Annotated in this window: 33 protein-coding genes and 3 pseudogenes; 19 read left to right on the forward strand and 17 right to left on the reverse strand. The window is 41.5% G+C overall.

Going from position 1 to position 25,829, the window contains the following annotated elements:
• Positions 1-626: 626 nt before the first annotated feature.
• Positions 627-1,490, reverse strand: coding sequence for a class I SAM-dependent methyltransferase (locus V7K67_RS23150; RefSeq protein WP_335168584.1), 864 nt, complete (start codon positions 1,488-1,490; stop codon positions 627-629).
• Between the two features lie 123 nt (positions 1,491-1,613).
• Between V7K67_RS23150 and V7K67_RS23155 the strand changes: the two genes are divergently transcribed.
• The 3 genes from V7K67_RS23155 (at position 1,614) to V7K67_RS23165 (ending at position 2,776) form a co-directional block, all read left to right on the forward strand.
• Complete coding sequence (locus V7K67_RS23155; protein ID WP_334732737.1) at positions 1,614-1,760, forward strand: hypothetical protein; 147 nt, start codon at positions 1,614-1,616, stop codon at positions 1,758-1,760.
• A 22-nt stretch (positions 1,761-1,782) separates the two neighbouring features.
• On the forward strand, positions 1,783-1,986 hold the full coding sequence (locus V7K67_RS23160) for a hypothetical protein (protein ID WP_335168586.1): 204 nt from the start codon (positions 1,783-1,785) through the stop codon (positions 1,984-1,986).
• A 337-nt stretch (positions 1,987-2,323) separates the two neighbouring features.
• On the forward strand, positions 2,324-2,776 hold the full coding sequence (locus V7K67_RS23165) for an Hsp20/alpha crystallin family protein (RefSeq protein ID WP_334732739.1): 453 nt from the start codon (positions 2,324-2,326) through the stop codon (positions 2,774-2,776).
• A gap of 874 nt (positions 2,777-3,650) precedes the next feature.
• On the opposite strand, the gene V7K67_RS23170 is transcribed toward V7K67_RS23165, so the two are convergent.
• Positions 3,651-3,821, reverse strand: coding sequence for a hypothetical protein (locus tag V7K67_RS23170; RefSeq protein WP_335168588.1), 171 nt, complete (start codon positions 3,819-3,821; stop codon positions 3,651-3,653).
• 611 nt (positions 3,822-4,432) lie between these two features.
• Here V7K67_RS23170 and V7K67_RS23175 point away from each other — a divergent pair.
• From V7K67_RS23175 to V7K67_RS23185, 3 genes are all read left to right on the forward strand, one after another.
• Positions 4,433-4,681 (forward strand): hypothetical protein, encoded by a 249-nt coding sequence (locus V7K67_RS23175; protein ID WP_334732741.1) that lies wholly within the window; start codon positions 4,433-4,435, stop codon positions 4,679-4,681.
• A gap of 129 nt (positions 4,682-4,810) precedes the next feature.
• Positions 4,811-5,056: a hypothetical protein gene (locus tag V7K67_RS23180; RefSeq protein ID WP_334732742.1), complete on the forward strand. Its 246-nt coding sequence runs from the start codon at positions 4,811-4,813 to the stop codon at positions 5,054-5,056.
• Between the two features lie 117 nt (positions 5,057-5,173).
• Positions 5,174-5,653 carry a DUF302 domain-containing protein gene (locus V7K67_RS23185; RefSeq protein WP_334732743.1) on the forward strand — a complete coding sequence of 160 codons (480 nt, stop codon included), beginning with the start codon at positions 5,174-5,176 and terminating at the stop codon, positions 5,651-5,653.
• A gap of 170 nt (positions 5,654-5,823) precedes the next feature.
• Here V7K67_RS23185 and V7K67_RS23190 read toward each other — a convergent pair whose 3' ends face one another.
• Together V7K67_RS23190 and V7K67_RS23195 are read right to left on the reverse strand one after the other, a co-directional pair.
• Positions 5,824-5,949: a hypothetical protein gene (locus tag V7K67_RS23190; RefSeq protein WP_335168591.1), complete on the reverse strand. Its 126-nt coding sequence runs from the start codon at positions 5,947-5,949 to the stop codon at positions 5,824-5,826.
• 292 nt (positions 5,950-6,241) lie between these two features.
• The gene (locus V7K67_RS23195) at positions 6,242-6,586 is read right to left on the reverse strand and encodes a hypothetical protein (RefSeq protein WP_334732745.1); all 345 of its coding nucleotides are present in this window, start codon (positions 6,584-6,586) and stop codon (positions 6,242-6,244) included.
• Between the two features lie 1,025 nt (positions 6,587-7,611).
• Between V7K67_RS23195 and V7K67_RS23200 the strand changes: the two genes are divergently transcribed.
• The 3 genes from V7K67_RS23200 to V7K67_RS23210 all read left to right on the forward strand — a co-directional run bounded on the left by V7K67_RS23200 (position 7,612) and on the right by V7K67_RS23210 (position 11,175).
• A complete protein-coding gene (locus V7K67_RS23200; RefSeq protein WP_334731097.1) occupies positions 7,612-9,672 on the forward strand; it encodes a S9 family peptidase in 2,061 nt (686 codons plus the stop codon).
• Between the two features lie 376 nt (positions 9,673-10,048).
• Positions 10,049-10,342: a hypothetical protein gene (locus V7K67_RS23205; RefSeq protein ID WP_335168593.1), complete on the forward strand. Its 294-nt coding sequence runs from the start codon at positions 10,049-10,051 to the stop codon at positions 10,340-10,342.
• A gap of 17 nt (positions 10,343-10,359) precedes the next feature.
• Entirely contained in the window at positions 10,360-11,175 is an 816-nt protein-coding gene (locus tag V7K67_RS23210) for a GMC family oxidoreductase (protein ID WP_335168595.1), read from the forward strand.
• A gap of 225 nt (positions 11,176-11,400) precedes the next feature.
• Here V7K67_RS23210 and V7K67_RS23215 read toward each other — a convergent pair whose 3' ends face one another.
• On the reverse strand, positions 11,401-12,108 hold the full coding sequence (locus tag V7K67_RS23215; RefSeq protein WP_334731095.1) for a Uma2 family endonuclease: 708 nt from the start codon (positions 12,106-12,108) through the stop codon (positions 11,401-11,403).
• A 163-nt stretch (positions 12,109-12,271) separates the two neighbouring features.
• Here V7K67_RS23215 and V7K67_RS23220 point away from each other — a divergent pair, with 163 nt between their 5' ends.
• Positions 12,272-12,448 carry a hypothetical protein gene (locus tag V7K67_RS23220; RefSeq protein ID WP_334731094.1) on the forward strand — a complete coding sequence of 59 codons (177 nt, stop codon included), beginning with the start codon at positions 12,272-12,274 and terminating at the stop codon, positions 12,446-12,448.
• A gap of 204 nt (positions 12,449-12,652) precedes the next feature.
• Here V7K67_RS23220 and V7K67_RS23225 read toward each other — a convergent pair whose 3' ends face one another.
• From V7K67_RS23225 to V7K67_RS23235, 3 genes are all read right to left on the reverse strand, one after another.
• Positions 12,653-13,207, reverse strand: a complete 555-nt coding sequence (locus V7K67_RS23225) for a PEP-CTERM sorting domain-containing protein (protein ID WP_334731093.1) — start codon at positions 13,205-13,207, stop codon at positions 12,653-12,655.
• 211 nt (positions 13,208-13,418) lie between these two features.
• Entirely contained in the window at positions 13,419-13,628 is a 210-nt protein-coding gene (locus tag V7K67_RS23230; RefSeq protein WP_334731092.1) for a hypothetical protein, read from the reverse strand.
• A 559-nt stretch (positions 13,629-14,187) separates the two neighbouring features.
• A complete protein-coding gene (locus V7K67_RS23235; RefSeq protein ID WP_334729860.1) occupies positions 14,188-14,442 on the reverse strand; it encodes a hypothetical protein in 255 nt (84 codons plus the stop codon).
• Positions 14,443-14,540: 98 nt separating this feature from the next.
• Here V7K67_RS23235 and V7K67_RS23240 point away from each other — a divergent pair, with 98 nt between their 5' ends.
• A complete protein-coding gene (locus V7K67_RS23240) occupies positions 14,541-14,867 on the forward strand; it encodes a hypothetical protein (protein WP_334729861.1) in 327 nt (108 codons plus the stop codon).
• Positions 14,868-14,944: 77 nt separating this feature from the next.
• Positions 14,945-15,547 carry a hypothetical protein gene (locus V7K67_RS23245; RefSeq protein ID WP_335168598.1) on the forward strand — a complete coding sequence of 201 codons (603 nt, stop codon included), beginning with the start codon at positions 14,945-14,947 and terminating at the stop codon, positions 15,545-15,547.
• Positions 15,548-15,557: 10 nt separating this feature from the next.
• On the opposite strand, the pseudogene V7K67_RS34545 reads toward V7K67_RS23245, so the two are convergent.
• Positions 15,558-15,659: pseudogene (locus V7K67_RS34545) on the reverse strand (DUF938 domain-containing protein); the annotation flags it as partial.
• On the opposite strand from V7K67_RS34545, the gene V7K67_RS23250 reads away from it, so the two are divergent.
• From V7K67_RS23250 to V7K67_RS23265, 4 genes are all read left to right on the forward strand, one after another.
• A complete protein-coding gene (locus tag V7K67_RS23250; protein ID WP_334729863.1) occupies positions 15,622-15,849 on the forward strand; it encodes a type II toxin-antitoxin system ParD family antitoxin in 228 nt (75 codons plus the stop codon). The pseudogene V7K67_RS34545 and the gene V7K67_RS23250 overlap by 38 nt on opposite strands.
• On the forward strand, positions 15,849-15,971 hold the full coding sequence (locus tag V7K67_RS23255; RefSeq protein ID WP_334729864.1) for a hypothetical protein: 123 nt from the start codon (positions 15,849-15,851) through the stop codon (positions 15,969-15,971). The genes V7K67_RS23250 and V7K67_RS23255 overlap by 1 nt, the downstream gene beginning before the upstream one ends.
• A gap of 503 nt (positions 15,972-16,474) precedes the next feature.
• Positions 16,475-16,666: a DUF1392 family protein gene (locus V7K67_RS23260; protein ID WP_334729888.1), complete on the forward strand. Its 192-nt coding sequence runs from the start codon at positions 16,475-16,477 to the stop codon at positions 16,664-16,666.
• 45 nt (positions 16,667-16,711) lie between these two features.
• Complete coding sequence (locus V7K67_RS23265) at positions 16,712-17,191, forward strand: hypothetical protein (protein ID WP_334729865.1); 480 nt, start codon at positions 16,712-16,714, stop codon at positions 17,189-17,191.
• Positions 17,192-17,212: 21 nt separating this feature from the next.
• Here V7K67_RS23265 and V7K67_RS23270 read toward each other — a convergent pair whose 3' ends face one another.
• Complete coding sequence (locus tag V7K67_RS23270) at positions 17,213-17,473, reverse strand: hypothetical protein (protein ID WP_335168630.1); 261 nt, start codon at positions 17,471-17,473, stop codon at positions 17,213-17,215.
• A gap of 123 nt (positions 17,474-17,596) precedes the next feature.
• On the opposite strand from V7K67_RS23270, the gene V7K67_RS23275 reads away from it, so the two are divergent.
• Positions 17,597-18,238 (forward strand): restriction endonuclease subunit R, encoded by a 642-nt coding sequence (locus V7K67_RS23275; protein ID WP_334729866.1) that lies wholly within the window; start codon positions 17,597-17,599, stop codon positions 18,236-18,238.
• 417 nt (positions 18,239-18,655) lie between these two features.
• Here the strand turns inward: V7K67_RS23275 and V7K67_RS23280 are convergent, their stop codons facing one another.
• Positions 18,656-18,853 (reverse strand): NblA/ycf18 family protein, encoded by a 198-nt coding sequence (locus V7K67_RS23280; RefSeq protein ID WP_334700039.1) that lies wholly within the window; start codon positions 18,851-18,853, stop codon positions 18,656-18,658.
• A 503-nt stretch (positions 18,854-19,356) separates the two neighbouring features.
• A complete protein-coding gene (locus V7K67_RS23285; RefSeq protein ID WP_334729868.1) occupies positions 19,357-19,575 on the reverse strand; it encodes a hypothetical protein in 219 nt (72 codons plus the stop codon).
• On the opposite strand from V7K67_RS23285, the gene V7K67_RS23290 reads away from it, so the two are divergent.
• Positions 19,569-20,171, forward strand: a complete 603-nt coding sequence (locus V7K67_RS23290) for a hypothetical protein (protein WP_334729869.1) — start codon at positions 19,569-19,571, stop codon at positions 20,169-20,171. The genes V7K67_RS23285 and V7K67_RS23290 overlap by 7 nt on opposite strands.
• Before the next feature lie 88 nt (positions 20,172-20,259).
• On the opposite strand, the gene V7K67_RS23295 is transcribed toward V7K67_RS23290, so the two are convergent.
• On the reverse strand, positions 20,260-20,472 hold the full coding sequence (locus V7K67_RS23295; RefSeq protein ID WP_334729870.1) for a hypothetical protein: 213 nt from the start codon (positions 20,470-20,472) through the stop codon (positions 20,260-20,262).
• Positions 20,473-20,545: 73 nt separating this feature from the next.
• Positions 20,546-20,689 (reverse strand): annotated as a pseudogene (locus V7K67_RS23300) (DM13 domain-containing protein); the annotation flags it as partial.
• 416 nt (positions 20,690-21,105) lie between these two features.
• On the opposite strand from V7K67_RS23300, the gene V7K67_RS23305 reads away from it, so the two are divergent.
• Positions 21,106-22,383, forward strand: a complete 1,278-nt coding sequence (locus tag V7K67_RS23305; protein WP_335168628.1) for an ATP-binding protein — start codon at positions 21,106-21,108, stop codon at positions 22,381-22,383.
• Positions 22,384-22,430: 47 nt separating this feature from the next.
• Here the strand turns inward: V7K67_RS23305 and V7K67_RS23310 are convergent.
• From V7K67_RS23310 to V7K67_RS23320, 3 genes and pseudogenes are all read right to left on the reverse strand, one after another.
• Positions 22,431-23,390, reverse strand: a pseudogene (locus V7K67_RS23310) (cation:proton antiporter); the annotation flags it as partial.
• Positions 23,391-23,403: 13 nt separating this feature from the next.
• Complete coding sequence (locus V7K67_RS23315) at positions 23,404-24,351, reverse strand: mechanosensitive ion channel family protein (RefSeq protein WP_334729871.1); 948 nt, start codon at positions 24,349-24,351, stop codon at positions 23,404-23,406.
• Positions 24,352-24,830: 479 nt separating this feature from the next.
• On the reverse strand, positions 24,831-25,727 hold the full coding sequence (locus V7K67_RS23320; RefSeq protein WP_442943905.1) for a DUF389 domain-containing protein: 897 nt from the start codon (positions 25,725-25,727) through the stop codon (positions 24,831-24,833).
• Positions 25,728-25,829: the final 102 nt, after the last annotated feature.

Here is a 25,829-nt window from a genome sequence, read left to right on the forward strand (position 1 = left end):
AATTTAGGGGCTTTAAACCCTGTATTCGGGGCTAATTTTTTTTCTGTTCCCTGTTAAGAGTTCCCTGTTCCCGCCCCGAAGGGGCTTGGTAATAAGTAAGATTCATTACTCATTACTTATTTAATTATTGAGATGTGGTGAGAAATCCGGGTGTGGGGTGTGTGGATGGATACCCGAAAATTTCTTAGAGGAAACTGAACCTGCTACAACTTCTACTGAGAAACCAAAACACAGACAACGCAAAGGTTGTTTGTATAAGTATCTTGAGAATAAGAAGCTGAAAAATGGAAGTATAGTTTCTTATCCCCGCTTTTTCTTAGAGGAAACAGAGCGATCGCTCCAGAAAGTCTATGTCTGGTGTAAGTAGTATCGAGCAAATCTTAAAGAAATTCCAGTTCATCTATAAAAACAAATTCGCATTCAATTGGTGAAAACCAAACATGAACAATTGTATTATTGTATACTTCGGCTTTAAGGGTAATTCCTGATGACAGAGGGGCTGGTGATGAGCTAAGAGGGGCTGCTGAAGTGGAAATCTCAGATTTTTGACTATCAACAACAAGTGAGAGAGAGCAAACCACCACAGCAGACGACATACATTATTCCCGATCGCACCCTATATCTAATTAGGGGGCTTTGGGTTTGATGAACTTGAGGGTCATGCGATCGCTCTCTCCAATCAAGAGGAAGCGTTGCCTATCTTTTTGACCTTGGCTTAAGGTTGGAGGTAGTGTCCAAACTCCGCCCGGATAGTCCTTGGTATCTTTTGGGTTGGCGTTAATTTCTGATTTGCCCACCAATTTGAAGCCAGTTTTCTCCACAGCAGCAATTACCCCATCTTCCGACATATAGCCAGTTTTAATACTCTCTTCTAAAGAAGTCCCCACTTTGGCGCGGTGTTCTTCCACCCCTAAGATGCCCCCTGGCTTGAGTGCTTTGTAAGCTGCTGCATAAACCTGCTCGGCATATCCAGCCTTAACCCAGTTATGAATATTGCGGAAGGTAACAACCATGTCTACAGAGTTGTCTGGGGCTAGGGTAAGTTCATTTGGGGGATTGATTTGGGCTACTTTGACCTTACCAAAAACCTCTGGATTAGCTGCTAGTTTCTCTTGAAAAGCCAAAGCGGGTTTACTTGTGCTAGAAGCAAAGTTAGTAACTATGAGTTGCCCCTTTGCCGCTAGAAATGGGGCTAATATCTCAGTATACCAGCCGTTCCCTGGCCACAATTCAACTACGGTCATATTTGGGCGCAGACCGAAGAATTGCAAAGTCTGGGCTGGGTGGCGGTACTTGTCTCGGTCACGATTTGGCTCTGAGCGATGACTGCTCTTTAGTATGGTTTGGAGTGTGGTTGTGCTGTTGAATGTCGCTTTTTGGCTTTCGTTGGCTAGAACAGTTGGGGGCATTACGGATGCCAATACAAGGATTGCTAGAGTCAAGGCTTTCAGTAAGCTTTGGCGGTGGGTGAGATTTTGTGCAAATTTCATAACTGTTGTTTTTACTTTTCGCTTTAGCATAGGGCAAATAGCGTTCTCATAAATGGGTGCGATGGCGTACCCGTCCGCTATAGGCATTGCTCTGCCGTTTATCCTCTAAGAATGAGGCCGTAGGTGCAGCCCCTTAAAGTAGACATCGCTCCCCTAAACCCCGCCGCAGGCATCACGCCCAAATTAGTTAACTATATAGCCCAAAAATTGGAAATCGAGGTTACAGATGATTTGCGCTTAATTGTAGAAACCGAACTTAAAAGTGCATGACAAAATATTAGGATTGACTAAAATGTCTGATAATTTACCTTTTCAACATCCAGACCAACTACAGCAATGGCATCAGGGTATAAAAGATGCCAACCGCAATAATATTTTCTGCCACTGTCGTACTTGCGGTTATGAGTGGATGTATTCAAGATTTGATACTACTTGTGTCAAATGCGACAGCAAAGATGTAGAAAGTATTTCATCTTGGCAGTTTCCAGATGATTAAATCTGCTCATTCAATAGTGCGATGGCGAAGTGAGTAGAGCGAGTGTGATTGTTGTTTTGGGGATATAAGCGATCGCCTAACTGTACTATGCCCTTCAATAGCAGAATAGTTGGTTGATTATTATTGATATTAATAGTTATTATTCTGGTTTACCGAACCACAACATTAGAGTAAACCGTAATCTTTTTTACTGCCTAACTTAGTGCGGTAATCATCATATTATTAGGTGATGATCACCGAATTTACAGAAGTTTTAACCATACTTATTATGAATACATAAGCACAAAACCAAGTGCAAAAACGATTAAACAAGAACTACTTAATGCGAGAAAGAGTTATGGCACTAGTTCGTTACAACCCCTGGCAAGAATTGAACGCTTTAGAACGTCACATCAATGGCTTACTTGGAGATACCAGAGTAGCACCTGCACGGTTTGACAGAGATTTTCTCAAAGTTCCGGCGGCTGAGTTGCACGAAACTGATGATGCTATTCATTTGAAGCTAGAACTCCCAGGATTAGAGGCTAAAGACCTAGATATTCAAGTCACCCAAGATGCTGTTCACGTCTTCGGTGAGCGCAAGTCCCAAACTAAAACCGAAAACAATGGCACTACCAAGAGTGAATTCTACTATGGTAAATTCCAACGTGTAATTCCTCTATCTGTTCGGATTCAAAACACCAATGTCACCGCAGATTATAAAGACGGTATCTTGAATTTGACATTGCCAAAAGCTGAAGAAGAAAAGAACAAAGTTGTCAAGGTTAATCTGGAACAACCTGCTGCATAGTGCGAAACTACGAATCCTCCAATGATTGATTGAGATAGCTAAGAGCTTGGTTATGAGATGACCAAGCTCTTTTGTAGCAATTGCCTGTGAGGGAGCGATCGCCATGCATCCTCCCGCATTTCTCACAAGTTTGAAATGCAGAGGGGCAGAGGGGCAGAGGGGCGGAGGGGATTGAACTTGGCACATTGAACTCTCCCCTGCTCAAGAGCACAAGCACAGGCTTTGAGCATTGGTGAGAAATCCCGGATCCTCTCTTGATTAGGTGGGGCGATCGCTTTTTTTCCTCTAAGAATTTGGCGGGGGCGATCGCTTGGTTTCCTCTAACCCTCTCCTAAGAAACAAGGCAGGAGGCAGGAGGCAGAAGGGAAGAGGATTTGACTTGTTTCTTCCATCCATAACGGAAGCGAGCGCGTCCGTAAACAGCTTATGTCAAACTGGGAAAAGCTAATCCCTGAAAGCCTTTCGGAGCTTTACTTTTCAGCTTTTGGCTTGAAATTTTAGTTTCTCTTAGAAAAGAAAGGCTCAAAGCTTGATTAGATAAAGGTTCCAATGTTTCGCTACGATTATTGTTTTCCGAAAGTGACAGAACAGGGCTAAGAATTAGGTGGGGCGATCGCTCCTGCTGCGATATTTCCTCTAAGAACGGCGCACTTCAACAGTTATCAAAACAGAATTCAGGAGTCAGGAGCCAGAATTCAGCAATGTTTTTTGTGCGACTGGCGGATGAATCAAGGGGTTTAAGACCCCCACTAAATCGAAGATTTAGTGGTCTTCAATCAGTGGCGGGTCTGAATCCCCCACTGATTGATTCTGACTCTAATCCCCATAAATAAATTTAGGGGAAATGATTAAGGACGTATTAATCCCAAACCGTTTACCAGAAAAATCTAAAAATTCTTTGTAGGATACCTTTGTGGTGATGACGTGGTTCGTAGTACTCTAACTCGCGACGATGACCTTCTTGATGGTGGTGATTTTGTTCGTGGTTGTGTCCGTGATTTTGTCCGTGATTTTGTCCGTGGTTATGTCCGTGGTTGTGAGACATGATATTAACCCATATATATATTTAATTTGGAATACAAGGCTAGTGGCACAGATTTCGGAAATTCACAACAGAAGCATTAGCATGAGTTGAAAGAGCAGCAATTGAAACAGAAGCTAATAAACCACCAAGAATCAGAGATTTTAAGCGGTTCATATATTCTTTAGTCCAAGTTTTACTTAACTTATATGTTGCCAATATATTCTACATAATCAAGAAAAGATATCTAGCAAATGTCACAACTTAAACATGACTAAAGTCACTAAGCGCTCTATCAGGCTCTGTTACCACCGTAGGTCTTACCCTGAGCCTGCGCCGTACCCCGGAGGGGAAGCAAGCTACGCGTAGCGTCTCTAAGAGTTGGGCATCGCTGGTAAATTATCCTCGCTTGAATTAGAGCTTGCACCCCTGAACAAGAGAATTACCCAATTCGCGTTAGCTTTGGGGCTTGGTCTAACCCGGATTTTTCACCCCTATGATAGATACATTGGCGAAAGTAAAGTTAATTACAAACAATAGTTAGTGGTCAATAGTCAACAGTTATTGACTGTTGAGGACTCTTTGACTTTACTGTAGACCAATTATTACTTATTTTCAAAAGGAAGTTGAGTCAAATGTCAGATCCAAATTTTGCACAGCAAGCAGGAGAGTTCGGCGTTGATGCAGCCATCGACACAACCGCAGATAACCTGATCAACCCAATTCTTGACGGTGTAGCTTCTCACGTTCCTGGCGCTGAGGGATTTGAGCAAATGCTAAACACAGAAGTTGACCAAGTTATCAATAACGAGATCAACACTGAAGTTAACAAAGGCTTCGGTGGAATGATCCAAGACTCTGAAAATCTGTTTAACAGAGAATAAGTGTGAACTACCCCACAGATTTATCTATGGGGTAGTTCAGTCCCACGATCGCACCCTATATCTTCTAATACCGTTCTCATAAATGGGTGCGATGGCGTACCCGTCCGCTATAGGCATTCAGAAATATGGATGGTGAAATTAGCAGAGAGAATAAGCAATTTACAATACAATCACCACTTAGCACAAGTGCGTAGTTTACCGCCGCAGGCATCGCTCTCTTTTCCTCGCTTGATTGGCGCGATCACAGCCCGCTTTTATCGCTGCTCTCAAAAATTGGTAGAGTTAGCAAGATTACCCAACAGCTTTGCTGCTTTACCAATGAATAACGATGTTGTGATTTTTATTATCAGTGCTGGTCTGCTGGTTATTTATTGAAAGCGGGAAGCGATCGCTTATTCTACTCAGAAGGTGATGATATTCTCATCAGATTCATCACAAATCAAAATACGTCTGTTTAAAAACTAGATTCGGTTATACAACAGCTTAACAGCCATGAGAACCATCATTGACATGAACCATCAAATGGTAAAAGTGACTTCGACCTTTGACGATTTTACCCGAAACCTTGAAGTTGCGCTGGGTCGCCTAGACCCAACGATTATTCAAAAAGTAGGAGCAGAACCGGCATTCGTCGAAGCGCACCTGAAGCTTAGGGGGGGCGAAGAGGACTTAATTCTGTTTGATATTCAAAACCACGGACAGCTGTTGACTATAGTGGGTACGCCTAAAAAGGCCAAGCAGTATGTGGTAGGCAATCCGTTGATTGCCATTCAAATGACACAGCACGACATCCGAGCGGCGCTGTACGCGCCCTTACGCCTGCTGGTGTATGAAGCAGCGGATCAGTCGGTTTATGTTGAATATGATTTACCCTCGTCGCTGTTCGGGCAGTTTGGCAATGCGGAAGTAACCAAGATAGCCGAGTCGCTGGATCTGAAATTGGTGAATTTGATAGCCAAGGTTGATCAATAAAACATTCACTACGGCTGCTCCCGCTTGGAATTTCCTCTCTACGAGACGCTACTCGCGTTCGCTTGATTGGGGCGATGCCAACGGCTGCAAGCTACGCAGTATTAACTTTTTTTCCTCTAAGAAACCAGTGCGATCGCTTTTTTCCTCGCTTGATCAGGGAGCGATCGCAATCAAACTACTTTACCTAATACTGCCTCCAAACGGCTGGTAAATTCTGAGGAGCGATCGCTTGTCAGAATCAACTGCTCAATTGCCCGTGTCATTGCAACATAGTGGCTTACGCCATCTCGTTTCAAATATTTTTATCTGCCGATATTGCGTGTCAGCAGCAGCATCAAAATTTAATATCCGAACGTTTTGCAAAAAGTCCACTGTTGCCCAGAACCTTGTGTAAAGCTCGACTAAATTATTAGTTTGGGAGGGATTGTTGATATTAACAACCCACCCATTAAACAGCTCTTGAACCGTAACAATTGTTACTGCAATATTGGATGACAATTGCGCGGCTCTAGCACAAATTGAGGAATGCCCTCGAAGCCACAATGAAACATGGTCTGTGTCCAAAATAAATAGACTCATAACAAAAGGCTACTCAACCATGTACAAGGAGGGATCAACCTCTGAATCATCGTTTGACTCCCTTTCGGATCGAATTGATAAAGCAATTTCAGCAAAATATGGATCGTCTTTGAAAAAGCCTGCATACTTAATCCAAGGGTTTTCAGAGATTGCTGCTTGAGACACCTTAATTTCTACAGGAATAATTTCTGCATCTTTTAGGTGGGTTGCTAAGAGCTGAGTCAGGCTTTGAAGCGCCAGATCACGAGTAGCCGCTTCCACTCTATAAGAGGGAAACTCTAAAGCAGAAGCAATTACCATATTATTTTTATTTTCTAGCAGGATATTAACCTTGAGGTTAGCAGTCTGTGGCATAGGTGTAATCTAAAAACTTATCAAGTTTTCAAGAAGCGCAATACATCAATTTTAACGGCTATTGGGGGAAAAGTCGTTAAAATATCTATGCAGTAGGAGGTCGCCGAAAAGATTTTTTTGCATAAGTTTTTGGTAACTTCTCAATAACCGCTGTAAAAATGAGCAAATAATTCTGAGTTAGGTGAGAATAGTTGCTTCTATAGGGATTGAAAATACTTCATTCTTTAAAGCAGCATGAGCTCAAATGACATCAGGTAGGTAGGGAATATTCTCATCTCCCTTCAAGCGGGAGATTAAGTATTGCCAAAACGAATAGGCAAGCTTACGACAGGTCTTCTTGAGACCTGTAAATGTATCACGGGCGCGATGATAATGATGGAGAAAGAGCGGCAGGATAGACATGGAAATTAATTTAGGAGAAACTTTTCTCCTAAACCCAATTCCGCACGATTAACACAAAACGTGTAATCGCTATTGATTCGGAAAAACGAAAGTAGACGGCAACGGACAAGGCAAGATTTTAACCCAAGAGGAACTAAAGCGATTATTCACGTCAGGATTTATCACGTTGAGCGATCGCTCTTAAAGCGGACGGTTACGCCATCGCGCTCTGGAAAAGAAATTGCCTCTTTACTGGTTGTCAAGTATCAGAAGCACTACCCGGATTTCTCACCAATGCTCAAAGCCTGTGCTTGTGCAGGGGAGCAGGGGAGCAGGGGAGCAGAGGAGAGTTCAATGTGCCAAGTTCAATCCCCTCCGCCCCTCTGCCCCTCTGCCCCTCTGCCCCTCTGCCCCTCTGCATTTCAAACTTGTGAGAAATGCGGGACTAGTACTCCAGACGACTGATATCAAATGTTGTGCTATCGCTTTGAGCAAGTCTACCACCAAAGGTAAGCATAAAACTCGGATTGTGGACATCCCACCAGGGCTAGCCGCAATGCTGGAGCAAAGCTTTATGACCAAGTTATTTACCAATTTCTCTAACTTCAAAAAAATGTGCGAACCCCCAGTTATGATATCTAGTTATGAAAAAGCTAACAAAAATCGCTTTAGCAAGTAGTGTTTTAGCGATGACACTCAGTATAAATATTTCGGCTCAAGCCCAAGAAAAACGCCTGCTAACACTCGACGATCAATTCGCCTTTCGCCAAATTAACGATCCCCAACTATCTCCCACTGGAGACTGGATTGCTTACACAGTAACTAATACCGACTTGAAAAATGATACACAAGATAACCATATTTACATGACTTCTTGGGATGCTTCCCGAACATTACATTTAACTAACGGTAAGGATAGTGAATATGACCCTCGGTTCAGCCCAGACGGGAAGTATCTAGCTTTCATCTCCAGCCGGGAATCGGGAAAACAGCAAATTTGGTTGCTCAACCTAGCAGGCGGTGAAGCCGAGAAAATATCTGACTTTGCTGGTGATGTTAGCGATTTTGTCTGGTCTGGTGACAGTAGACGACTAGCCGTAATTGCCGAGGAACCAGTTCCAGAAACACCCTTTAATGGGAAAACCCCACCACCGATTGTTATTGATCAATTTCACTTCTTAGAAGATGGTGTCGGTTTTATCGGTAAAAGTCGTGAACATCTTTATGTATTGGACTTAGCAACTCGCAAAGCAGATATTCTCACTCCAGGTTCATTTAATCAGTCTTTACCTGCTTGGTCCCCTGATAGCAAAAATATTGCTTTTGTGAGCAAACGTGGTCAAGAGAGCGATCGCAATAATAATTGGGATCTGTATGGAATCGCCGCCCAATCGGGAGCCAAAGCCCGTCAGCTAACTACCTTTATTGGGCCTGACTCCGCTCCTGATTGGGATAGCCGTCCGGTTTGGAGTCCAGATGGGAAGTCAATTGCTTATTTGCAGGGAGGTTCACCCAAACTTATTGAGTATGCAGTTCATCATCTCGCCATTATCCCCGCCGAGGGTGGTACTCCCCGTCTACTAACTGCCAACCTTGATCGCAATGTTGCCAAACCGCGCTTTACCACAGATGGTAAATCAATACTGTTTTTAATCGAAGATGATGGCAATGTTCACCTAGCAAAAATACCTGTAACTGGTGGCAAAATCGAGCGATTCTTAGCAGGAAGACAAGAGATTAGTAAATTTGATTTAGGACGCGATGGCAAAATCGCTTTACTTTCCTCAACGCCACAACAACCAAATGCAGTCTTTGCCTTTAATGGTAAAAATTTGCGTTTAATATCACACCAAAACGATCAGTTACTAGCGCAGTTAAATTTAGCAACTACAGATGAAATCAGCTTTTTGAGTAAAGATGGTACAGAAATTCATGGCTTTCTTGTCAAACCACCTCACTATCAGCCAGGGAAGAAATACCCAACACTGCTAATGTTACACGGCGGGCCTGTCGGCCAGTTCACAAACCAGTTTAAGTTTAATTGGCAACTGTTTGCGGCCAAAGGTTATGTCGTTGTCGGTGTTAACCCACGCGGTAGTTCAGGAAGAGGTGAAGCTTTCTCCAAAGCGATTTATGCAGACTGGGGAAACAAAGACGCTCAAGATATTATTGCTGGTGCTGATTATGCGATCGCTACCGGAATTGCTTCGCCATCACGCTTGGGAATTGGTGGCTGGAGTTACGGCGGAATGTTAACCAACTACACTATTGCTCAAGATCACCGCTTTCAAGCCGCAGTCAGTGGGGCTGGTGAATCAAATATTCTGGCGACCTATGGTACTGATGAGTATATTGATGACTATGAACAAGAGCTTGGTGTACCGTGGAAGAACCTCGATGTCTGGCTACGAATTTCTTTCCCATTTATTCACGCTGACCGCATTGTTACACCAACACTATTTATGGGAGGTGATAGGGATTTTTCTGTACCACTACATAACTCGGAACAGATGTATCAAGCACTCAAAAGTCTGGGAATTGATACTCAATTAGTGGTTTATCCTGGACAGTCTCACGGCATCAGCAAACCGAGTTATCAACGTGATGTCCTAGAACGTTATTTAGCTTGGTACGATAAATATCTCACACCCTCAACCGCATCTCCTATTTTTGAGCCAAAATTGATCAAGAAAAAAAGCAACTAACAAAATTTACTATGAATCGGATAAATTTAGGCATCTGGTGGCATCTTCCCAGATTTCAAAAGTGCTTCTAAAAGAGCTTGTGCCTTGCATTTTTGGTCTTACTTCACCAATGAGAAGTATTGGCTTGCCCAAATGACTTTCGCTGTTCAATAAAAGAGAGAGCCATTAGCTGATGTTTTTGGCAATTTGGCAGATCAACTATTTTTGATACTGGTATTTTTGGGATTGTGCAACAAGTGTAGCAGAAGTTGCCCTAACGAGGTGTCGAAATTTTGAAGTTACTTCTGTAATTCCTTGAAGACATCAATTGCAGCTAGTGATTTCAACTGAGATGTAAAAGTGTCGGTGCATAATCAACTCATACAGGAGATTAATTATGTCGGGCGTAATTAAACGTCGTCAATTTATTCAGGCAACGCTGGCAGCAACGGCAAGTATCGCTGTGCCTAGCATTGCTTCTGCCACCTATCATGGTGAAGAATGTCTCGAAGCGCTGATTATTGGTAGCGGTTTTGGTGGAGCCGTCGCAGCATTGCGCCTTGGTGAAGCTGGAATTAAAACTATGTTGATTGGGATATCGTTCGACAAGAAATCGCGGGTCAGAAGGTTCCTTCCGCGATCGCAGGTCAAGTTTACTACGGTCTTAACAGTGGTGCCAAAAATAGCTTAGATCGAAATTATCTCAGCATGGCAGAAGCTACTAAAAAGGTGGAAATCCGACCCCTACATGTGGTACATACAATCGAGGAATATCATGCTGGGCGTTTCCGAGTTACCTGCAATCAAATTAATCAGCAGGGAGTTGTACTGGCTAAAAAATCCTTTATCTGTCGCTATCTGTTTTTAGCAGCCGGTTCCATTGGCACCACCGAATTGCTTTTACGTGCCAAGCACGAAGGGACATTGCCTCGCCTCAACAATCAAGTCGGAAAATTCTGGGGAACTAACGGTGATGGAGTCAGTGCTATCCTTACTTCTGGTCAAACTAATGCCACACTCGGCGGCCCAGCATCGGTAGTAATTGAAGACTTAGACAATCCCATCGCTCCATTAGTTATCGAGCAACTTCCTTTTCCGATAGTTCCACAAGGTGTATTAGCTCCTCTGAGCCTCGCCATCGTCAAGCCAGAAGGCTACCTGAATTACAATACTTCTACCCAATCAGCTAATCTTTTCTGGCCGAAAAACTCAGCCAACAATCAGAAAATTACCCAGGCTAATCAGTATACTTACCAACGACTAAATCTTGCTAATGCAACCACTTTTGCTGCACCGCTTGACTTTAGCGCTACAGCACATCCCCTTGGTGGTGCAACTATCGGTGCTGTATGCAATACTTACGGAAAAGTCCACGGCTATTCTAACTTATTTGTTGTTGATGGTTCTCTCATTCCTGGTTCCACTGCTTGCAGCAACCCATCCCTAACTATCGCGGCTCTTGCGGAGCGCTGCATGGATCGCTTTCTCAACAAGAAGCTTCCTGAAAGTACAGAGTGGGAATAAGAAGACATTGTCCAACAGGCGATCGCAAGAATTAGTACGTTGACGAGTGATGAGCGTTGTGGGGTGATGCTAAACTTTGAGGACATTGACCCGGACAAGTTTGCTCAACTGATAGCATCTGCGCCCGATTGGGTCGAGTGGATGGGGTGAGAAAGTGGGGCTTACTATTAACCACTTTAGTTGTTAGGTTGAAAATGCTGCTTGGTTTCACACAGTTCACGCTGACTATTGTTGGCGAGACAATTGCTTCACAAAATTCTGATGCTCAACGGTTGTTAATCCTTGCTGCACTATCTCAATTACTTTCGCTAAATTGAGGGCTTTCAAGGCTTCTTTATCTAACCATAATCCTGGGAAAACTTCACTTTTGATGATTCCTTCCGAATTGGAGTCCAGCAGAATATACTTACCTTCTGTTAGTCGAAACCAATCCAGTTCTCTGTCTTGAAACCGCCAAACTATATATTCTTGTACTTGATTACGACGATAAACCTTGAGTTTATCATGTATATCAATTGAAACAGTACTGGCAGCCACTTCCGCAATTAATTCTGGCGCACCTTCCACGTAGCCATCTTCACTAAGATTGGATTGTCCCCCTGCTTCTATTCTCAGCAGTGCATCTGGTTGAGGTTCATTATCTGCATCAAGCCGTACAGTACAATTATCTCCTAATTGAACTCCAGGCGTTAAGGCTTTATAAAGCATCAACCAACCAATAATTGCGGCATGGGGTTCACCATGTTGGGTAATTCGTAGTGGGGATGCCATGTAAACAATTCCTTCGATTAATTCTGCTTTTTTTCGGTCTGGCATCGCATGATAACGCCGTTCAAACTCGCTTTGAGTCAGTCTGTCACCGTTTTCCAGAGCAGGAATTGTGTTTTTTGGCGCGATGTCTTCGACATAGCTAAAGTACGTACTTGAAGTCATAGCTGGAATATTAAGAGGAGGAGCTGTAGGGAAAATATTTTGCTTCTATCCAAATTCTAAAACATTACTACGCTGATGAAGTCTTTTTGAGTTCACCTCAAGAACGATCTCTACACCGGACAACCTCAACTCTTGACGTATCAACGCAACCCTTGGGGTTTCTTTGAAGAGCGCTTGCTTTGAGCGGGTAGAATACGGGGTTGATGCACTTATTGAATTACTCAGTACTCTAACGATTGATGAGCAGTTGGGTGTGATGCTGGAGTTTGAAGATGCAAGCCCTGACAAGTTTGCTCAACTGCTTGTCGATGCGCCGCAATGGACTGAAACGAATTGTTGATTCCGCTTGACTTCGGGAGTTGCTCTTACCATAGTGCAAAAGTACTGAGTATTCAATCTTCTTTACTCAGCACTCAGCACTCAGTGAGCAAGGGTTTAAGACCCCCACAAAACTAGAATTTTTGGTGGCTCTCGAACTCTTTGGGTTTGAATCCCCATCTAAACGAAACATAAAAGCCTTCTGCCTCCAGCATAGCTGCCTTCTTCAACTTATTTTCTTTTCAAAATGAGAATTGCTGGCACTCAAGGCTTTTAGCTTGCGCTTCATTAACCACCCAAACCCTAATGCTAATGTTCCACCATAAATATCTGTTGGTTCTGGAACAGTTTCTACTTGAATTGTATAAACTCCTTCACCACTTGCATTCACATCACCTGGAACATTATATCCAATAATTCCTTCACCACCAAATCCAAATGCAATATTGAAGGGCAAAAATATTGCAGCAGTAAAATCCTCCACACTTCCATTATTGATTATCACTTGTCCACCTTGACTTATATCTGCTTTTGTGAAATTAGTCCCTAAAAGACTAAATTCTAAGGTTTTTAAAGAGATAAATTCCTCTCCTATTCCTGTTTGCTCTGAATTGTCATAGCTGAACGTGCCTGTGAATTTAGTACCTTGCAACGCTCCTGAATTTAATGATGCATCAAAATCATAAGTAATTATAGCTGCTTGAGTAGGTCTTACTCCGGTAACAATGTAGCTGAAAGTGATGCTAGCTGTCATAGCTACAAGTTTTTTAATAATGCTCATTCAATTGCTCCGTATTTTCATAGTATACTTTTTTGCTTTCAGTCATGAAAGCCAGTTTACTATTGCCTCAGAAGGCAATAGTAAAAGGAAGTTGGAGGCGAGTAGATGAAAACCCCTACAATAATTCAAGTATTTCTTCTTATATTCCCACACCTGGAGCAAGATAGCTAACGGGTATTAATCTTCCTGTTTCATTTTATGAAAGCGTAATTTATTTCCTCTGAACTTGAGAAAGATTGACATTTAATTTGAAGCGACGTTCTTCAACAATTGAAACAGGTAACTCACGATCATCTGATGTATATTTTGAACTCAGAAATTGCAGATGCTGTTGGGTGACATCTGCACGTTTATCGCTCGTTGGATCTCTACCCAACCATGCTCTAGCGGTTTGAGAGCCAAAATATTTGTATCGGCTCAATAAATTCTCTCTGGCAATTGAATGAATTTATTTTTTCGGAAATAAAATCATCTACTAGAAGCAGTCATCATAAATTTTCTGAGAATCTGTCCGATTTTTGAACAACTCCTGAAAACTCTTTATTCACAAACTGCGGCTCTTTCAATAATAAACCATTCATGGTATAAAATTGCTAAGAAAAACTCTTCATTTTTCAGGCGATCGCATACTGCCATAAATCCCCAAAAGAATGGATCATCTTCATAGGTAGTATCTGATAGAAAAACTGTTACAGAATTCTTATCCGCACTCCAGATACAACGTATTATAGTAATATCATTTGTGAGAGGTTAAGGTCAGATACAATTTGTCAATAAGCAATAGTACTTAAAATATTGCTGAAATCGGGGTTAGAAACAGAATTTTTGATTGGGCGATGCCTAGGTTGGGCTTTGCCTACGCGTCATCTTGATACGCATCATTTATTCTTAACCCATAATTTCAGTACAACAGTTAACTTCATACCTCGGCTCTTTCCAAATTTTAAGCATAATTTCTAATTGACAAAAGTAAGATTATCTTAACCTCTCACCGATGTAGTAATATTCGGATGATGTGATTTATCTACAGGTAATAATATTGAGCATTCTTCCACTGACAAAAATTCTGGTTCTTCATATCTGAAAACCGATGACCAACTTTCTGGTCCTTCATGTTTCTCAATAATTCTATCCCACCTAACTGACTTGATTTTTTCCAGAGCTTCTGTCGATATTTCGGAAATTTTCATAGTTTTTACTACAGTTAATAAAATTTCATAATTAACATCTGGCATTCGGCATCAATTATTATGATTAGATTCAATTAATAGCCTAAAATAATACCTATTTATATATAATTTTATATATAATCATTATTATAATCCGATAACTAATGGATTTATTTGACCAGCATCTTGCAAAAATAACTGAAGAATCAGCACCCCTAGCGGCGCGCGATCGCATTTTCACTTTCGCTCAATTACAACGTCATCACTTAGTATTGGATCTAAATGCCGCCACTGGTTTACTTACTTGGGAAGCAATCCGCCAAGTTCCTGAAGGCGGGGTTTATGCCTGTGTTCGCAATCGCTCTGATGCCAATGCTTTAAATGAACTTGCTGCGGCACTTCCTGAAACAATGCGACCAATAATTTTTGCTGCATCTGTTGCACAGATACCTGCTATTCGGAAGTACGTCTTGATCAAAACGGAGAACTGAAGCTGAGGTAATATTTTTCCTTGCCTTCGCTTTATTTGTAGATGAGTATGAACTGTTCAAAAGGATTTTAGAGAATTATGCCAATTAAAAAACACATTAATCTGAATGTTGGAAGTTTTCTTAATCCCGCAGATAAAAAGATAGTTGTCAATTTAGCTAGTGAAGATATTTTAACTTTAATCACGCAAGAGTTAAAAACTCGTTACTCCCGAGAAAATCAAAAACAATTACTTGAGGAAAGTTCCCAGTTGTTGCCTGATTTCGTGCTACAAGAATTATTAAAGCGCCAAGAACAGGTAGTAAACGTTAACCCCGATACCTTAATAGTGGTTAACTGTCAAATAGCAGAGGTAGAGGTCGATGACTTGGGATTTGATTTAAATGTCGAAGCATATTTTGTAATTGGAGATGCAAATGGTCAAAATCATTTTCGCGCTAATAGGATCGGACTTTGGTCAAATATATGGGGTGATGAAGAAAAACTTTTTGATTTAGAAGATGAACTAGGCGACCAATTCTGGACTAATTATCAAATTCAGTTGCTTTTTGATGAAAAAAATCAGCAAACAATTGAACTGTCCGTCTCACAAACAGATGATTATGCAGCAACGTTAGAATTTGACCCATCGCTGAAAAGGTTTTCACCATCTATAGTTCCCTTTACGGATAATGATTTTTAAAATTTATTCACTATACAGAACGTTGAAACACTACTGAAAGATTATTTGCTGGCATCAGGTAAATCTGTTTCAAAGTGAGATTTTGTGCGCTAGCTACTGCTACAACATCATCTTCGGCTAGTGAAGTAATCCGTGAAGGTCTGCGGCTGCTCAAAGACCAGGATGCCCTCAAAGCAATACGCCTTGCCGAGTTACGTAGGGAGATACAGCAGGGGATTGATAGCGGAGAATCTACGCCGCTAAACATGGATCAAATTATCGAATTGGCGAAACAACAACGGCAGACCAGAGAATCCCCATAATGGCGACAATTCTTATAAAACCGTTAGCACAAGCTGATTTATTGGATATTTGGAATTTTATTGCCAGTGACAGCTTTGATAAAGCAAAATTAGAAACTTTTTTAGCGATCGCCCATCCGTGAGAGGTTAAGATAAAGTGCATTTTGTCAATCAGTTAAAATACTCAAAATAGTCTTAATAAGAATGATAATCGTGTGTGGGAAACTCGCCTCCTCCCTCTTTATTTGATTATTATTATCAAAACAGAATTCAGGAGTCAGGAGCCAGAATTCAGCAATGTTTTTTGTGCGACTGGCGGATGAATCAAGGGGTTTAAGACCCCCACTAAATCTTCGATTTAGTGGTCTTCAATCAGTGGCGGGTCTGAATCCCCCACTGATTGATTCTGACTCCTGAATTCAGAATAGCTGAATTCTTCTTCAAGTATTTATTTAGGTGGATATAACCATTGGGACACAAATTTCAACCAAGTTATCAAAAACAACAGCCGCATCCATTAAAAGATAGGACTGGCGACGACTATGGCCAAATCTCTCCCGGCAATATTCCTCAAACGTCTTGTGGGTCGAGCGGTACAATCTGCGATCGCGCAATTGTGCCAGTGCCTTACCCGCCTCAAAATGTTATGGGTGAAAGAGTGATCCTCTGTTCTCACGATAAAGGAACAAAACAACGTCTGATTCTAGGAATTGCGCTGGTGCATAAATCTTGGTTTTACATGGTTGAATTAATGTCGCCAACGTTAATTAAGACACCGACTATATCGAATCGTTTCTCACTAGTAGGTGAAAAAAGTTTGGTGCGCGTAAATGTCTAATTCTTTCTAATCACACAACTGCAAATTATCACACAACCAAAAATTATGTCAGCAATTGAAATCACCGAAATCATAAAGCAAATATCTCAAGAGATTGAAGTAGACTCCAATGGTCATGGTAAAGCCAGCATCAAAGCTACTGCACGACTAGCTGGAGTTGATGACGAATCTATCAGAAAAGCTTTAAAATCAAGCGCCGACCCAGTACCCTCAAAATTAGCCAAAGAGCTTATGTTGCAAGGGTTTAAAGCTACCGACCTGAACGAATGGAGAACTAATGGTATCCCAGATGTTGCGATCGCAATTATCTTAGAGTACTACGCTTACGAGGCAGGACGATACTGCACTAAACAAGCCAGATTGGTATGCCGTTCATTCAACACCATCGGCATTCGGGCATGGATTCAAGACAAATTGGGCTGGACTAAATCCGCTAATCCTTTTCGGGAGAGAATAATCTCGAATGCTTACAGCATAAGACTTTTACCAAAAAACCATGATTTCAGCCATTGTGTTAGAAAATAAACGCTCAAATGACCGTTCTATCTACAGTTCAAAATTTGGCTTTGATTTTTCTTTTCCTGGAGTGACAAAACAGGGATAAGCCTGTAACTTCTCTCCATGAAAGGGTGGCATTAATAATTTTCGTTCTCGTCGATGACGGACACCATCGATACCCTTGATTAGTCCCCTGCATGGATTTGGGGACAGGGAGTTGGCATGGTACAAAAAATACTCAGTATGCTGACGAGCGATAAAAGGTGGGGGGTGATGGTTGAGGAGGTTTGCCCCGATGGGTTTGCTCAATTGGTGACATCTGCGCCCCAGTGGGTGGCGTGGATGGGGTGAAGCGATCCGCTTCTTTATATTTAGTAAATGCTTTCGTCTCGTCTAACATGGAACTAGATGCAGAGATAGGGGACTAGGCAAATGGTGCAAACGATCGCAGCAGACAAACTAACTCTCTACGATCTGGAACATCAGTTCCGGTTGCAGCAAACTGAAGACCCGTCCTTTTTCTTAGAGTGGCAGGCAGACTTCCCTGCACTGACACAAGCAGAACAGCAACGGCTGTTAAGAGTTCAGGCTATTGTGGCGAACCTGGAGCGGCGGTCGGTATTAGAAAATACTGTCAAATTAGCAGTGGTCGCTCCTTTACTCGACTTATCAGGACTGTTCTTACCTCCGTTCTATGTCAGCACCGAAGACTCCATAGAAATTGAAGCAGCTAATGAAACTATGGTTGTGCGAGGTCGAATCGATATCCTGGTATTACAAGGTCAGTTTTGGGTGCTGGTAATTGAGTCCAAACGAGCCGAGTTTTCACCCAAAGTGGGCATTCCTCAAGTATTGTCTTATATGTTGGCTGCCCCTAATGGCAATTTCCCTCGGTATGGCTTAGTCACCAATGGAACAGATTTTGTATTCTTAAAGCTAATGGTTCAGGAGGTTCCCTGCTATGCCAGATCGCGGCAATTTATTCTCGGGCAAGATAATGATCTGGAGCGCGTATTACAAATCCTCAAGCATCTGGCGGCAATAATCGGGCAACCCGAGTCAGGTGATCCCTGACAAATAGTGATATCCAACTCCAAGCATCAAATGAGGCTGTCGGTGTTGCTGATGGGGAGCCTTACTGGAATGCCTATCTGGGACAGTGGCTCCTTTGGGTTAACTTTGCTTCGGGGTGTAAGTCTGTGGGGTGCGATTGGTTGGTTGCGGTGTAGGCCAAAGTAGTTCACTATTCCATCGAAACCGAAAATGTGAGTCGGTTATGCAAGCACTTTCGCAGTTTGGAGCAAATAATCTTTATTGCCAAGCCATTGAAAAAAACAATTGTGTGTTCGTTACAGCACTTCCGGCAGCTATGAGGTACATCCTCATAGCTGAAAGCTATGATAGGAGAGGGGCAAGAGGAAAACTGTATTGCATAATAGCCGGAAGCGCTGTATCTTCTGAGTCGCTTAAAGTAACGGGAACAAGTTTGTCTTAACCCAAGATTGAACCTGAACCAACTTCCCACTGATGTTTGAGCAATTCTTGGTAAGTCTTTTCCCTTATCATCATCTGCTTATAAAGCACCTGCAAAAATTCTTGAGCTTGTTCACGGGACATCTGCTTCACTTGATCCGCGAAAGTTCTAAGGCTAAATTCTTGTTCTAAAGATAATTCAATGGGTTGGTTCATGTAGCCAACTAAGCCTTAATCTGGTCAGATGTGGGACTTTTTCAAGCCCCGTCCTTTAGGACTGGGGTTTCTGACAGCTTTTATTACCTACTCTTTTATTTAGGTTTGCTTATATTAAGCAAACATTGCTTTATATAAATAAATATTACGATGCCTTTACAAAAATCGAAGGGGTGTAAACCGTACCGACGGAGGTTATAAATGCCGTATCTGCTGCTGAAAACCTTGATATCACTCCATTGTGGCAACCCAAGTAAAAACTTAAACTCTAAAGTTTCTTACTTTGAGCTTTTGAAAAGCATTTTTAACCTCTGCTTGCGATCGCAAGAAGGCGGGCGAAACAGCACCATCACTCAAAAGAAGAGATGGGCAATAGAATTATTCCTTTGGGCAAGAGTGGTGAGCGTCGAGGCGTGATGCTGGAGTTTGAGAATGTGGAGATGACAAATTTGCTCAACTAATAGCTTTCCTGTTTCATTTTATGAAAGCGCAATCTATTTCCTCTAATCTTGAGAAAGATTGACATTTAATTTGAAGCGACGTTCTTCAACAATTGAAACAGGTAACTCACGATCATCTGATGTATATTTTGAACTCAGAATTTGCAGCTGCTGTTGGGTGACATCTACACGTTTATCGCTCGTTGGATCTCTACCAAACCATGCTCTAGCGGTTTGAGAGCCAATAGTCAAATTAGTAGCTGTAACTACTTCTATTGGCAATTAAAAAACACATTAATCTGAATGTTGGAAGTTTTCTTAATACCGCAGATAAAAAGATAGTTGTCAATTTAGCTAGTGAAGATATTTTAACTTTAATCACCCAAGAACTAAAAACTCGTTACTCCCCAGAAACTCAAAAACAATTACTTCAGGAGAGTTCCCAGTTATTGCCTGATTTCGTGCTACAAGAATTATTAAAGCGTCAAGAACAGGTAGTAAACGTTAACCCCGATACCTTAATAGTGGTTAACTGTCAAATAGCAGACACAGAAGCCGATGATTTGGGATTTGATTTAAATGTCGAAGCATATTTTGTCATTGCAGATACAACAGGTCAAAATCATTTTCGTGCTAATAGGATCGGACTTTGGTCAAATATATGGGGTGATGAAGAACGGCTTTTCGATTTAGAAGATGAACTAGGTGAGCAATTCTGGACAAATTATCAAATCCAATTGCTCTTTGATGAAAAAAATCAGCAAACAATTGAACTGTCCGTCTCACAAACAGATGATTATGCAGCAACGTTAGAATTTGACTCATCGCTGAAAAGGTTTTCACCATCCATAGTTCCCTTTACGGATAATGACTTTTAAAAATTATCAATCAGAATACATGCGTCAGTCGTCAGAATACAGGAATTGTCGCGTGATTCCTGTTTCAACGATCTCCGCCTGAAGTAATTCAGGGCTTAATTGTTGCAGAAAATTGAGGGTCTTTGAGTGGTTCACCTGCATCATCATTAGCGATCGCCATATTTCTAATATCGATCAGTTCGGTTTCTAGGCGATCGCGTTCTGCAACCTGCTCAACGATAAATTTAGCAACGTGTTCACTCTGGCGACCTTGACGAGAAGTACCAAGGATAACTGGAATAAATAAGGATGAATCTGACATAGTTTTTCTCCCTACTGTTCTTGATAGTTCCAAAGTAGTCCACCATCCACAAAGAAAGTGCTACCTGTAATGTAGTCAGCTTAAACTTGCGACACCAGATAGCGATGGATTTGTAGTCTGCTAAATTAATGTTTTGAGGAATGGAATATGTTTGAGCGCCACTATATTTTTGTAACGGAGCTAGGATAAAATAATCTCCGTTTTTTAAAGGATACGATTCCTCAATGCCTCAATCAGCAATATAGCTCTTGGCTTGAACTTTAAACTGATTATTGTTTAAATAATTTATCTAAGAATTATGAATAGATAAGGATTGATATCTAAAAAACTGATATTTTCCTTAGAAACTTCTTACAGATTTCTCAGCCAAATTTAAATTTTTAGTTTACGGATGATTAGATGTAAATAAAAATATATGAGCGTCAATATCTAACCTGATTTTTGCTTGCTATTTGTTGTATAAATTTACATTTATTTAAGTAAAAATGCATACTGTTTATGCCTAAATAGCACATTTATCTAGTAAAATATCCCCATCAAAATTATTAGGATATCCAGAGTTAACACCTGGAAAATCCAATATTTCATATTTGATTTTTTAACTTATTTTGCGAAACCATGCAACAAGCATCCATGAGCAAAGCCAATGATGAAGAAATGTTGTTGCAACAGCCTTGGCAGCGTGAGCGGCAGATAATAGCACGTTTGTCCTCTTTGAACTATCGCACTGGTGAGATAGGTAGCTATTTACACAATATTGCCTGCGGAGTTAGCGAACTGATTGCAGTTGATTGGACGGTTGTTACCTTTTGCCAAGAAGGGTTTGAAACTATTCTAGGGAGTAGTCTGGAAATGTCCGAAGATACACCTCGTGTTTATGCACTGCATGGTAGATTGATTGCCACAGTTTTGCAAATTGGGCGCACATTAGCTGTTGAGGATGCTGTGGCTAATCCAGAATATGGTAAACCTGCGCCAGGTTATCGAGCATATTTAGGTATACCCTTACAAACTACCGAAGGTCAAGTCTTCGGTACTGTTTGCTCTTTTCATCGGCAAGCGAGGGAATTTAGAAAAGAAGAAATCCAAATTGTGGAATTGTTCGCCGAACGTGCTGCTACTGCCATCGACCATTACCATCTTTACCAGCAGCAGTGCCAATTTAATCAACTTCTGGAGACTGAGGTAGAAAAACGTACCGCAGAACTACAAGCAGCCCAAGCCAAGCTTTTAGAACAGGAACGGCTGGCAGCTATTGGTGAATTTGCGGCGATGATTGTCCATGAAATTCGCAATCCACTAACAACAATGATTATGGGATTGAAGTATTTTAAGAAAACTGTTCTGACTGAAGCCGCTCTTGAGCGATTATCGCTGGGACTTAGTGAGGCTAGTCGGCTAGAAAATCTGCTGAGTGAAATTTTGCTTTATGCCAAACCCCAGGTATTGCAACTGTGTGAATTGGATGTGAATGAATTTATTTGTGAATTACTGATGCCAATGTGCGAGATGCCAGAAGCGCTCTCACGGCAAATCGAATTTATTCCAGCGTTACCTACAGTCAAAATCTTAGGAGATAAAGATAAGCTAAAACAAGTGTTTATTAATATTGTTCGCAATGCTTGTGAGGCAGTCTCAGCAGGAGATGTGATTAAATGGGAAGTGGATAGTTCGTCTCCTGATAAAATCTGCATTAATGTCTGCAATGGTGGTGAGCTAATTCCTTCAGAGGTTTTGTCAAAGCTAACGCAGCCGTTCTTTTCCACAAAACCAAGCGGTACTGGGTTGGGGCTTGCCATTACCAAACGTATCGTCAATGCTCATGGTGGAGAATTATCTATTGAGTCTGACACTGTGATAGGTACTAAAGTGAGTGTTCAATTACCTGTGGTTGTTGTTGGGAGCTTTTAAACGGATAGCATTTTTGACGGCTGGAGCAAATGAAGACAGAATTTAAACATAGCTGCGATCGTCACTGCAATAGTTTTTAGGTTATCTCCTAAAACAGCAAAGCGAATTTGATCGCCAATTAAGAGAAAAACAATCGAATTTACAAAAAAAGCTAGAAATTCCCAAAATTCAGTAACAATGATCCGCGTGCGCGGGTTCATGCCAATACGCGAGCCAAAGTTGCCTAAAATTAAAGCTGTGGTGACTACTCCAATCACTCCAGAACCACCCAAATATTCTGTAATTAGGTAAGTGCTGTAGGCAGAAACCAGGGTAAGAGATTGTTCTACTAATGGTAAGTCGAAACGTTGTGTTAGATAGGAAATACCAAACCCAATTAGTCCTCCTACGCTGATACCAATGCCTACTACTTGAAAAAATTCGAATATTGCAGACTGTAAATCAAGTTTGGCAGTACCTAACGGCAGAGCAACTAATAAGCCAAAAGCCACAACGGCCATACCATCATTAAATAAACTTTCTCCTTCCATCAGCGTTCTTAGACGTTTGCTTGCTCCTAGTTCCCGAAATAGAGCCGTTACCGAAACCGGATCGGTTGCTGATAGACTAGCTCCAACTAATAGAGCAATGCTAAGTTCAAGTCCAGCGAATTGATGAAGACCAATTGCTACTCCGGCAATAGAAATTATCACCCCAACTACTGCATACAGACAAATAGGGAACAAATCCCGCTTTAAGTCAGACCATTTCAAATTCCAAGCAGCTTCAAACAGCAGTGGCGGTAAGAAAATCATCAGAATCAATTCAGGAGAGAGATTAATCAATCGTACATTAACGAATGCTAATCCTAATCCCACTATGACTAGTAAGAGTGTATAAGGAATACGGCGCAACCAACTAAAAATTTGTGGTAGTGTTGCTACACCCAATGAGACAGATAGTACTAGTAGAAATTGCTTGAGTTGTTCTGCAATTACGACTTCACTCGTGGTAGAATCTAAGACCATTAGGGGATTCCAGTTAAATAGAATATTTAGGATCAATTTCTAGAAAATTGCCCCAAAACACACAAATACCAGATGGCCAACCTTCACGCTGACGGGAGCGATCGCCATCTATCTCTTCTGTCTGGTCATGGAATAAAATTTGCTGTGTGGGAAAGGGTAAATCGATGCCGTTTTCAACTAACGTTTTCTTAATTGTAGAAAGCACCTTGTCCCGTGAGGCGAGGTCATCTGCACGTCGTGGCGGGTTAATCCACCAACGAACGCGGATATTAACGGTACTTTCGGCAAGTTCCATGAGCAGCACATCAGGTGCAGGGTCTTTCAGTATTTCCGGCACACTATGCAATGCTTCAAGCATTAACTCCTTGGCTCGGTCTATATCATCGCCGTAACCAATACCGACATCATACTGTAGTCGGCGACTGTCAAAGGCAGTGTTCACAGTTACCGAATTAGTGAACAATTCTGAGTTAGGAATGACAATGCGACGACCATCGTAAGTTCTAATTGTTGTCGCTCGTGTCTCAATATTTTCTACAGTTCCCTCAAAGTCTTTAAAAACTATTTGGTCATTGATTTGGAACGGCTCTGTCAAGAGGATCAGAATCCCAGCCAAGAAGTTTTGTAGGATGTCACGAAAGGCAAAGCCGATCGCTACGCCGCTAATCCCCAGTAGTTGTATCAAATCTCCGGCTCGAAATGTCGGTATTACAATCGACAAAGCAACAAATAGCCCAATTAACAGTATTGTACCTTGCGCCAAGCGTCCCAGTACTAGTCCTAGATTCCGAGCTTGATGGCGATCGCGAGTCAATCGTTTAACTACTCTCTTAATCGCTCTAGCCACCGCCAAGAAGATTGCAAAGACAATCAATGCCAGCACGATATTCGGCAGTAGGACAATGAATCCGTTAATCATTCCCTGGATTCTGTCCCAGAGTGCGGATATATCTGCATTCATGATCTTACTTGCTTAATTAGTCAACCTTAATAAGCATATAAAAATATCCTGATATCTAACTCCACCTTTAGTTAGTTTTTCCTATCTATAAATAGGATGAAAAATTTATTTTAGGGCAAGATAATAGGATTTTAGATATTAGACATAGGAGTGAAAATGAATGTATAGACGTAGCACTGCTACGTCTATAGAAGAGTTCAGAATAACGCCTATTTAAATTCGGTCGATATCTATAGCAATCCGCTTTGATTTCTGAAATTATTTGCGTAGGAGGCAAGAGTCAAGTCGCTTCTCTACGAGACGCTGTGCGAATGCTCCAAATTAAAAATTAAAATTTATTAATTAAAAATTATTATCCTCCTTAATTTTTAACTTTTAATTTTTAATTAAAAAAAGGTCAATAGGCAATCTTGCTACAGTCAAGAAGCCTCTTTGAGTTGTACTGAATATTTTCAGAAATCAAATATGAGTCCTATATTTTATTTGTGAGGAGAATCTGATTTTTCTCCTCTGACTTCTTTCACCTGACTAACTTCAAAAATCAGGGAAAAACGTTGCCCAGTTTCTTTTTCAAGAAACGCTTCTAACAGACTTACTTGCTTTGATGTTACAGGTGATTGTGCGCTAACACTCAAGCGAACTTGGGGCGGATTACTCAGCCAATTAGTATCAGTTTTCAGTAGTTCCAAACGCCCAAATGTTACAGTTCGGTTCAGGAGTGCCTTTCTCAAATGGGTTTCGAGTTCTGCTTGTCTAACTAATCGGGTAAAACTCACAGTTAAAGGTATTAATAAAGCACCTGTTAACGCCAATGCCCATAGCAGCGCTTTTTGGGCGCGATCAACAGGAGAATAGCCGGTGAATAAAAATGTCAGCATACAAGCAAGGCTAATACCCAAAAGGTTTGTTAGGTAGAGCAAAGTTGCTCCTAAGCTGAGTGACAAGTTAAATTTTGCTAGACCTAAACCGATGACGCAAATTGGGGGCATAAGGGCAACAGCTATTGCTGTCCCTGCCACACTAGCAGAGATTTTTGAATTAACCTTAGCGTAGCCACTGATACCACCTGCTGCGATCGCAATACCCAAATCAAGCAGGTTAGGTTTGGAGCGAGATAGCACTTCACTGCCGAAACTAGGTAGATTAACGATCCAACCGATACTGCAAGAAATTAAAAGTGCTAGTAATGTGCCTAAGAATACTGCTATTACGCCTTTACGAAATAGGTTGATATTTCCAATTAATGCACCAAAGGCTAAACCTCGAATTGGCAACATTAGAGGTGCGATAATCATTGCGCCGATAATTACAGCAGTGCTATTGGCAAGTAGACCAAATGTAGCGATCTCCTTCGGAGGAGCTTCGCTAACGCACATGAGCCAATAATCAAAATCAAATATGTTGCGTCGAGACTAGACTCTGACAACAATTCATGTACTAACTGTTTGAGTTGTGATGGTTCAACCCTTTTGCGCTTA

Source organism: Nostoc sp., assembly GCF_036917155.1.
Lineage (GTDB): Bacteria > Cyanobacteriota > Cyanobacteriia > Cyanobacteriales > Nostocaceae > Nostoc.

Excerpts from the sequence above, each read along its gene's own strand:
- V7K67_RS23150 (WP_335168584.1), bottom strand. The coding sequence starts at position 1,490 with ATGAAATTTGCACAAAATCTCACCCACCGCCAAAGCTTACTGAAAGCC.
- V7K67_RS23160 (WP_335168586.1), top strand. The coding sequence starts at position 1,783 with ATGTCTGATAATTTACCTTTTCAACATCCAGACCAACTACAGCAATGG.
- V7K67_RS23165 (WP_334732739.1), top strand. The coding sequence starts at position 2,324 with ATGGCACTAGTTCGTTACAACCCCTGGCAAGAATTGAACGCTTTAGAA.
- V7K67_RS23170 (WP_335168588.1), bottom strand. The coding sequence starts at position 3,821 with ATGTCTCACAACCACGGACATAACCACGGACAAAATCACGGACAAAAT.
- V7K67_RS23175 (WP_334732741.1), top strand. The coding sequence starts at position 4,433 with ATGTCAGATCCAAATTTTGCACAGCAAGCAGGAGAGTTCGGCGTTGAT.
- V7K67_RS23180 (WP_334732742.1), top strand. The coding sequence starts at position 4,811 with ATGGTGAAATTAGCAGAGAGAATAAGCAATTTACAATACAATCACCAC.
- V7K67_RS23185 (WP_334732743.1), top strand. The coding sequence starts at position 5,174 with ATGAGAACCATCATTGACATGAACCATCAAATGGTAAAAGTGACTTCG.
- V7K67_RS23195 (WP_334732745.1), bottom strand. The coding sequence starts at position 6,586 with ATGCCACAGACTGCTAACCTCAAGGTTAATATCCTGCTAGAAAATAAA.
- V7K67_RS23200 (WP_334731097.1), top strand. The coding sequence starts at position 7,612 with ATGAAAAAGCTAACAAAAATCGCTTTAGCAAGTAGTGTTTTAGCGATG.
- V7K67_RS23205 (WP_335168593.1), top strand. The coding sequence starts at position 10,049 with ATGTCGGGCGTAATTAAACGTCGTCAATTTATTCAGGCAACGCTGGCA.
- V7K67_RS23210 (WP_335168595.1), top strand. The coding sequence starts at position 10,360 with ATGGCAGAAGCTACTAAAAAGGTGGAAATCCGACCCCTACATGTGGTA.
- V7K67_RS23215 (WP_334731095.1), bottom strand. The coding sequence starts at position 12,108 with ATGACTTCAAGTACGTACTTTAGCTATGTCGAAGACATCGCGCCAAAA.
- V7K67_RS23225 (WP_334731093.1), bottom strand. The coding sequence starts at position 13,207 with ATGAGCATTATTAAAAAACTTGTAGCTATGACAGCTAGCATCACTTTC.
- V7K67_RS23235 (WP_334729860.1), bottom strand. The coding sequence starts at position 14,442 with ATGCCAGATGTTAATTATGAAATTTTATTAACTGTAGTAAAAACTATG.
- V7K67_RS23240 (WP_334729861.1), top strand. The coding sequence starts at position 14,541 with ATGGATTTATTTGACCAGCATCTTGCAAAAATAACTGAAGAATCAGCA.
- V7K67_RS23245 (WP_335168598.1), top strand. The coding sequence starts at position 14,945 with ATGCCAATTAAAAAACACATTAATCTGAATGTTGGAAGTTTTCTTAAT.
- V7K67_RS23255 (WP_334729864.1), top strand. The coding sequence starts at position 15,849 with ATGGCGACAATTCTTATAAAACCGTTAGCACAAGCTGATTTATTGGAT.
- V7K67_RS23260 (WP_334729888.1), top strand. The coding sequence starts at position 16,475 with ATGGGTGAAAGAGTGATCCTCTGTTCTCACGATAAAGGAACAAAACAA.
- V7K67_RS23265 (WP_334729865.1), top strand. The coding sequence starts at position 16,712 with ATGTCAGCAATTGAAATCACCGAAATCATAAAGCAAATATCTCAAGAG.
- V7K67_RS23275 (WP_334729866.1), top strand. The coding sequence starts at position 17,597 with ATGGTGCAAACGATCGCAGCAGACAAACTAACTCTCTACGATCTGGAA.
- V7K67_RS23280 (WP_334700039.1), bottom strand. The coding sequence starts at position 18,853 with ATGAACCAACCCATTGAATTATCTTTAGAACAAGAATTTAGCCTTAGA.
- V7K67_RS23295 (WP_334729870.1), bottom strand. The coding sequence starts at position 20,472 with ATGTCAGATTCATCCTTATTTATTCCAGTTATCCTTGGTACTTCTCGT.
- V7K67_RS23305 (WP_335168628.1), top strand. The coding sequence starts at position 21,106 with ATGAGCAAAGCCAATGATGAAGAAATGTTGTTGCAACAGCCTTGGCAG.
- V7K67_RS23315 (WP_334729871.1), bottom strand. The coding sequence starts at position 24,351 with ATGAATGCAGATATATCCGCACTCTGGGACAGAATCCAGGGAATGATT.
- V7K67_RS23320 (WP_442943905.1), bottom strand. The coding sequence starts at position 25,727 with ATGTGCGTTAGCGAAGCTCCTCCGAAGGAGATCGCTACATTTGGTCTA.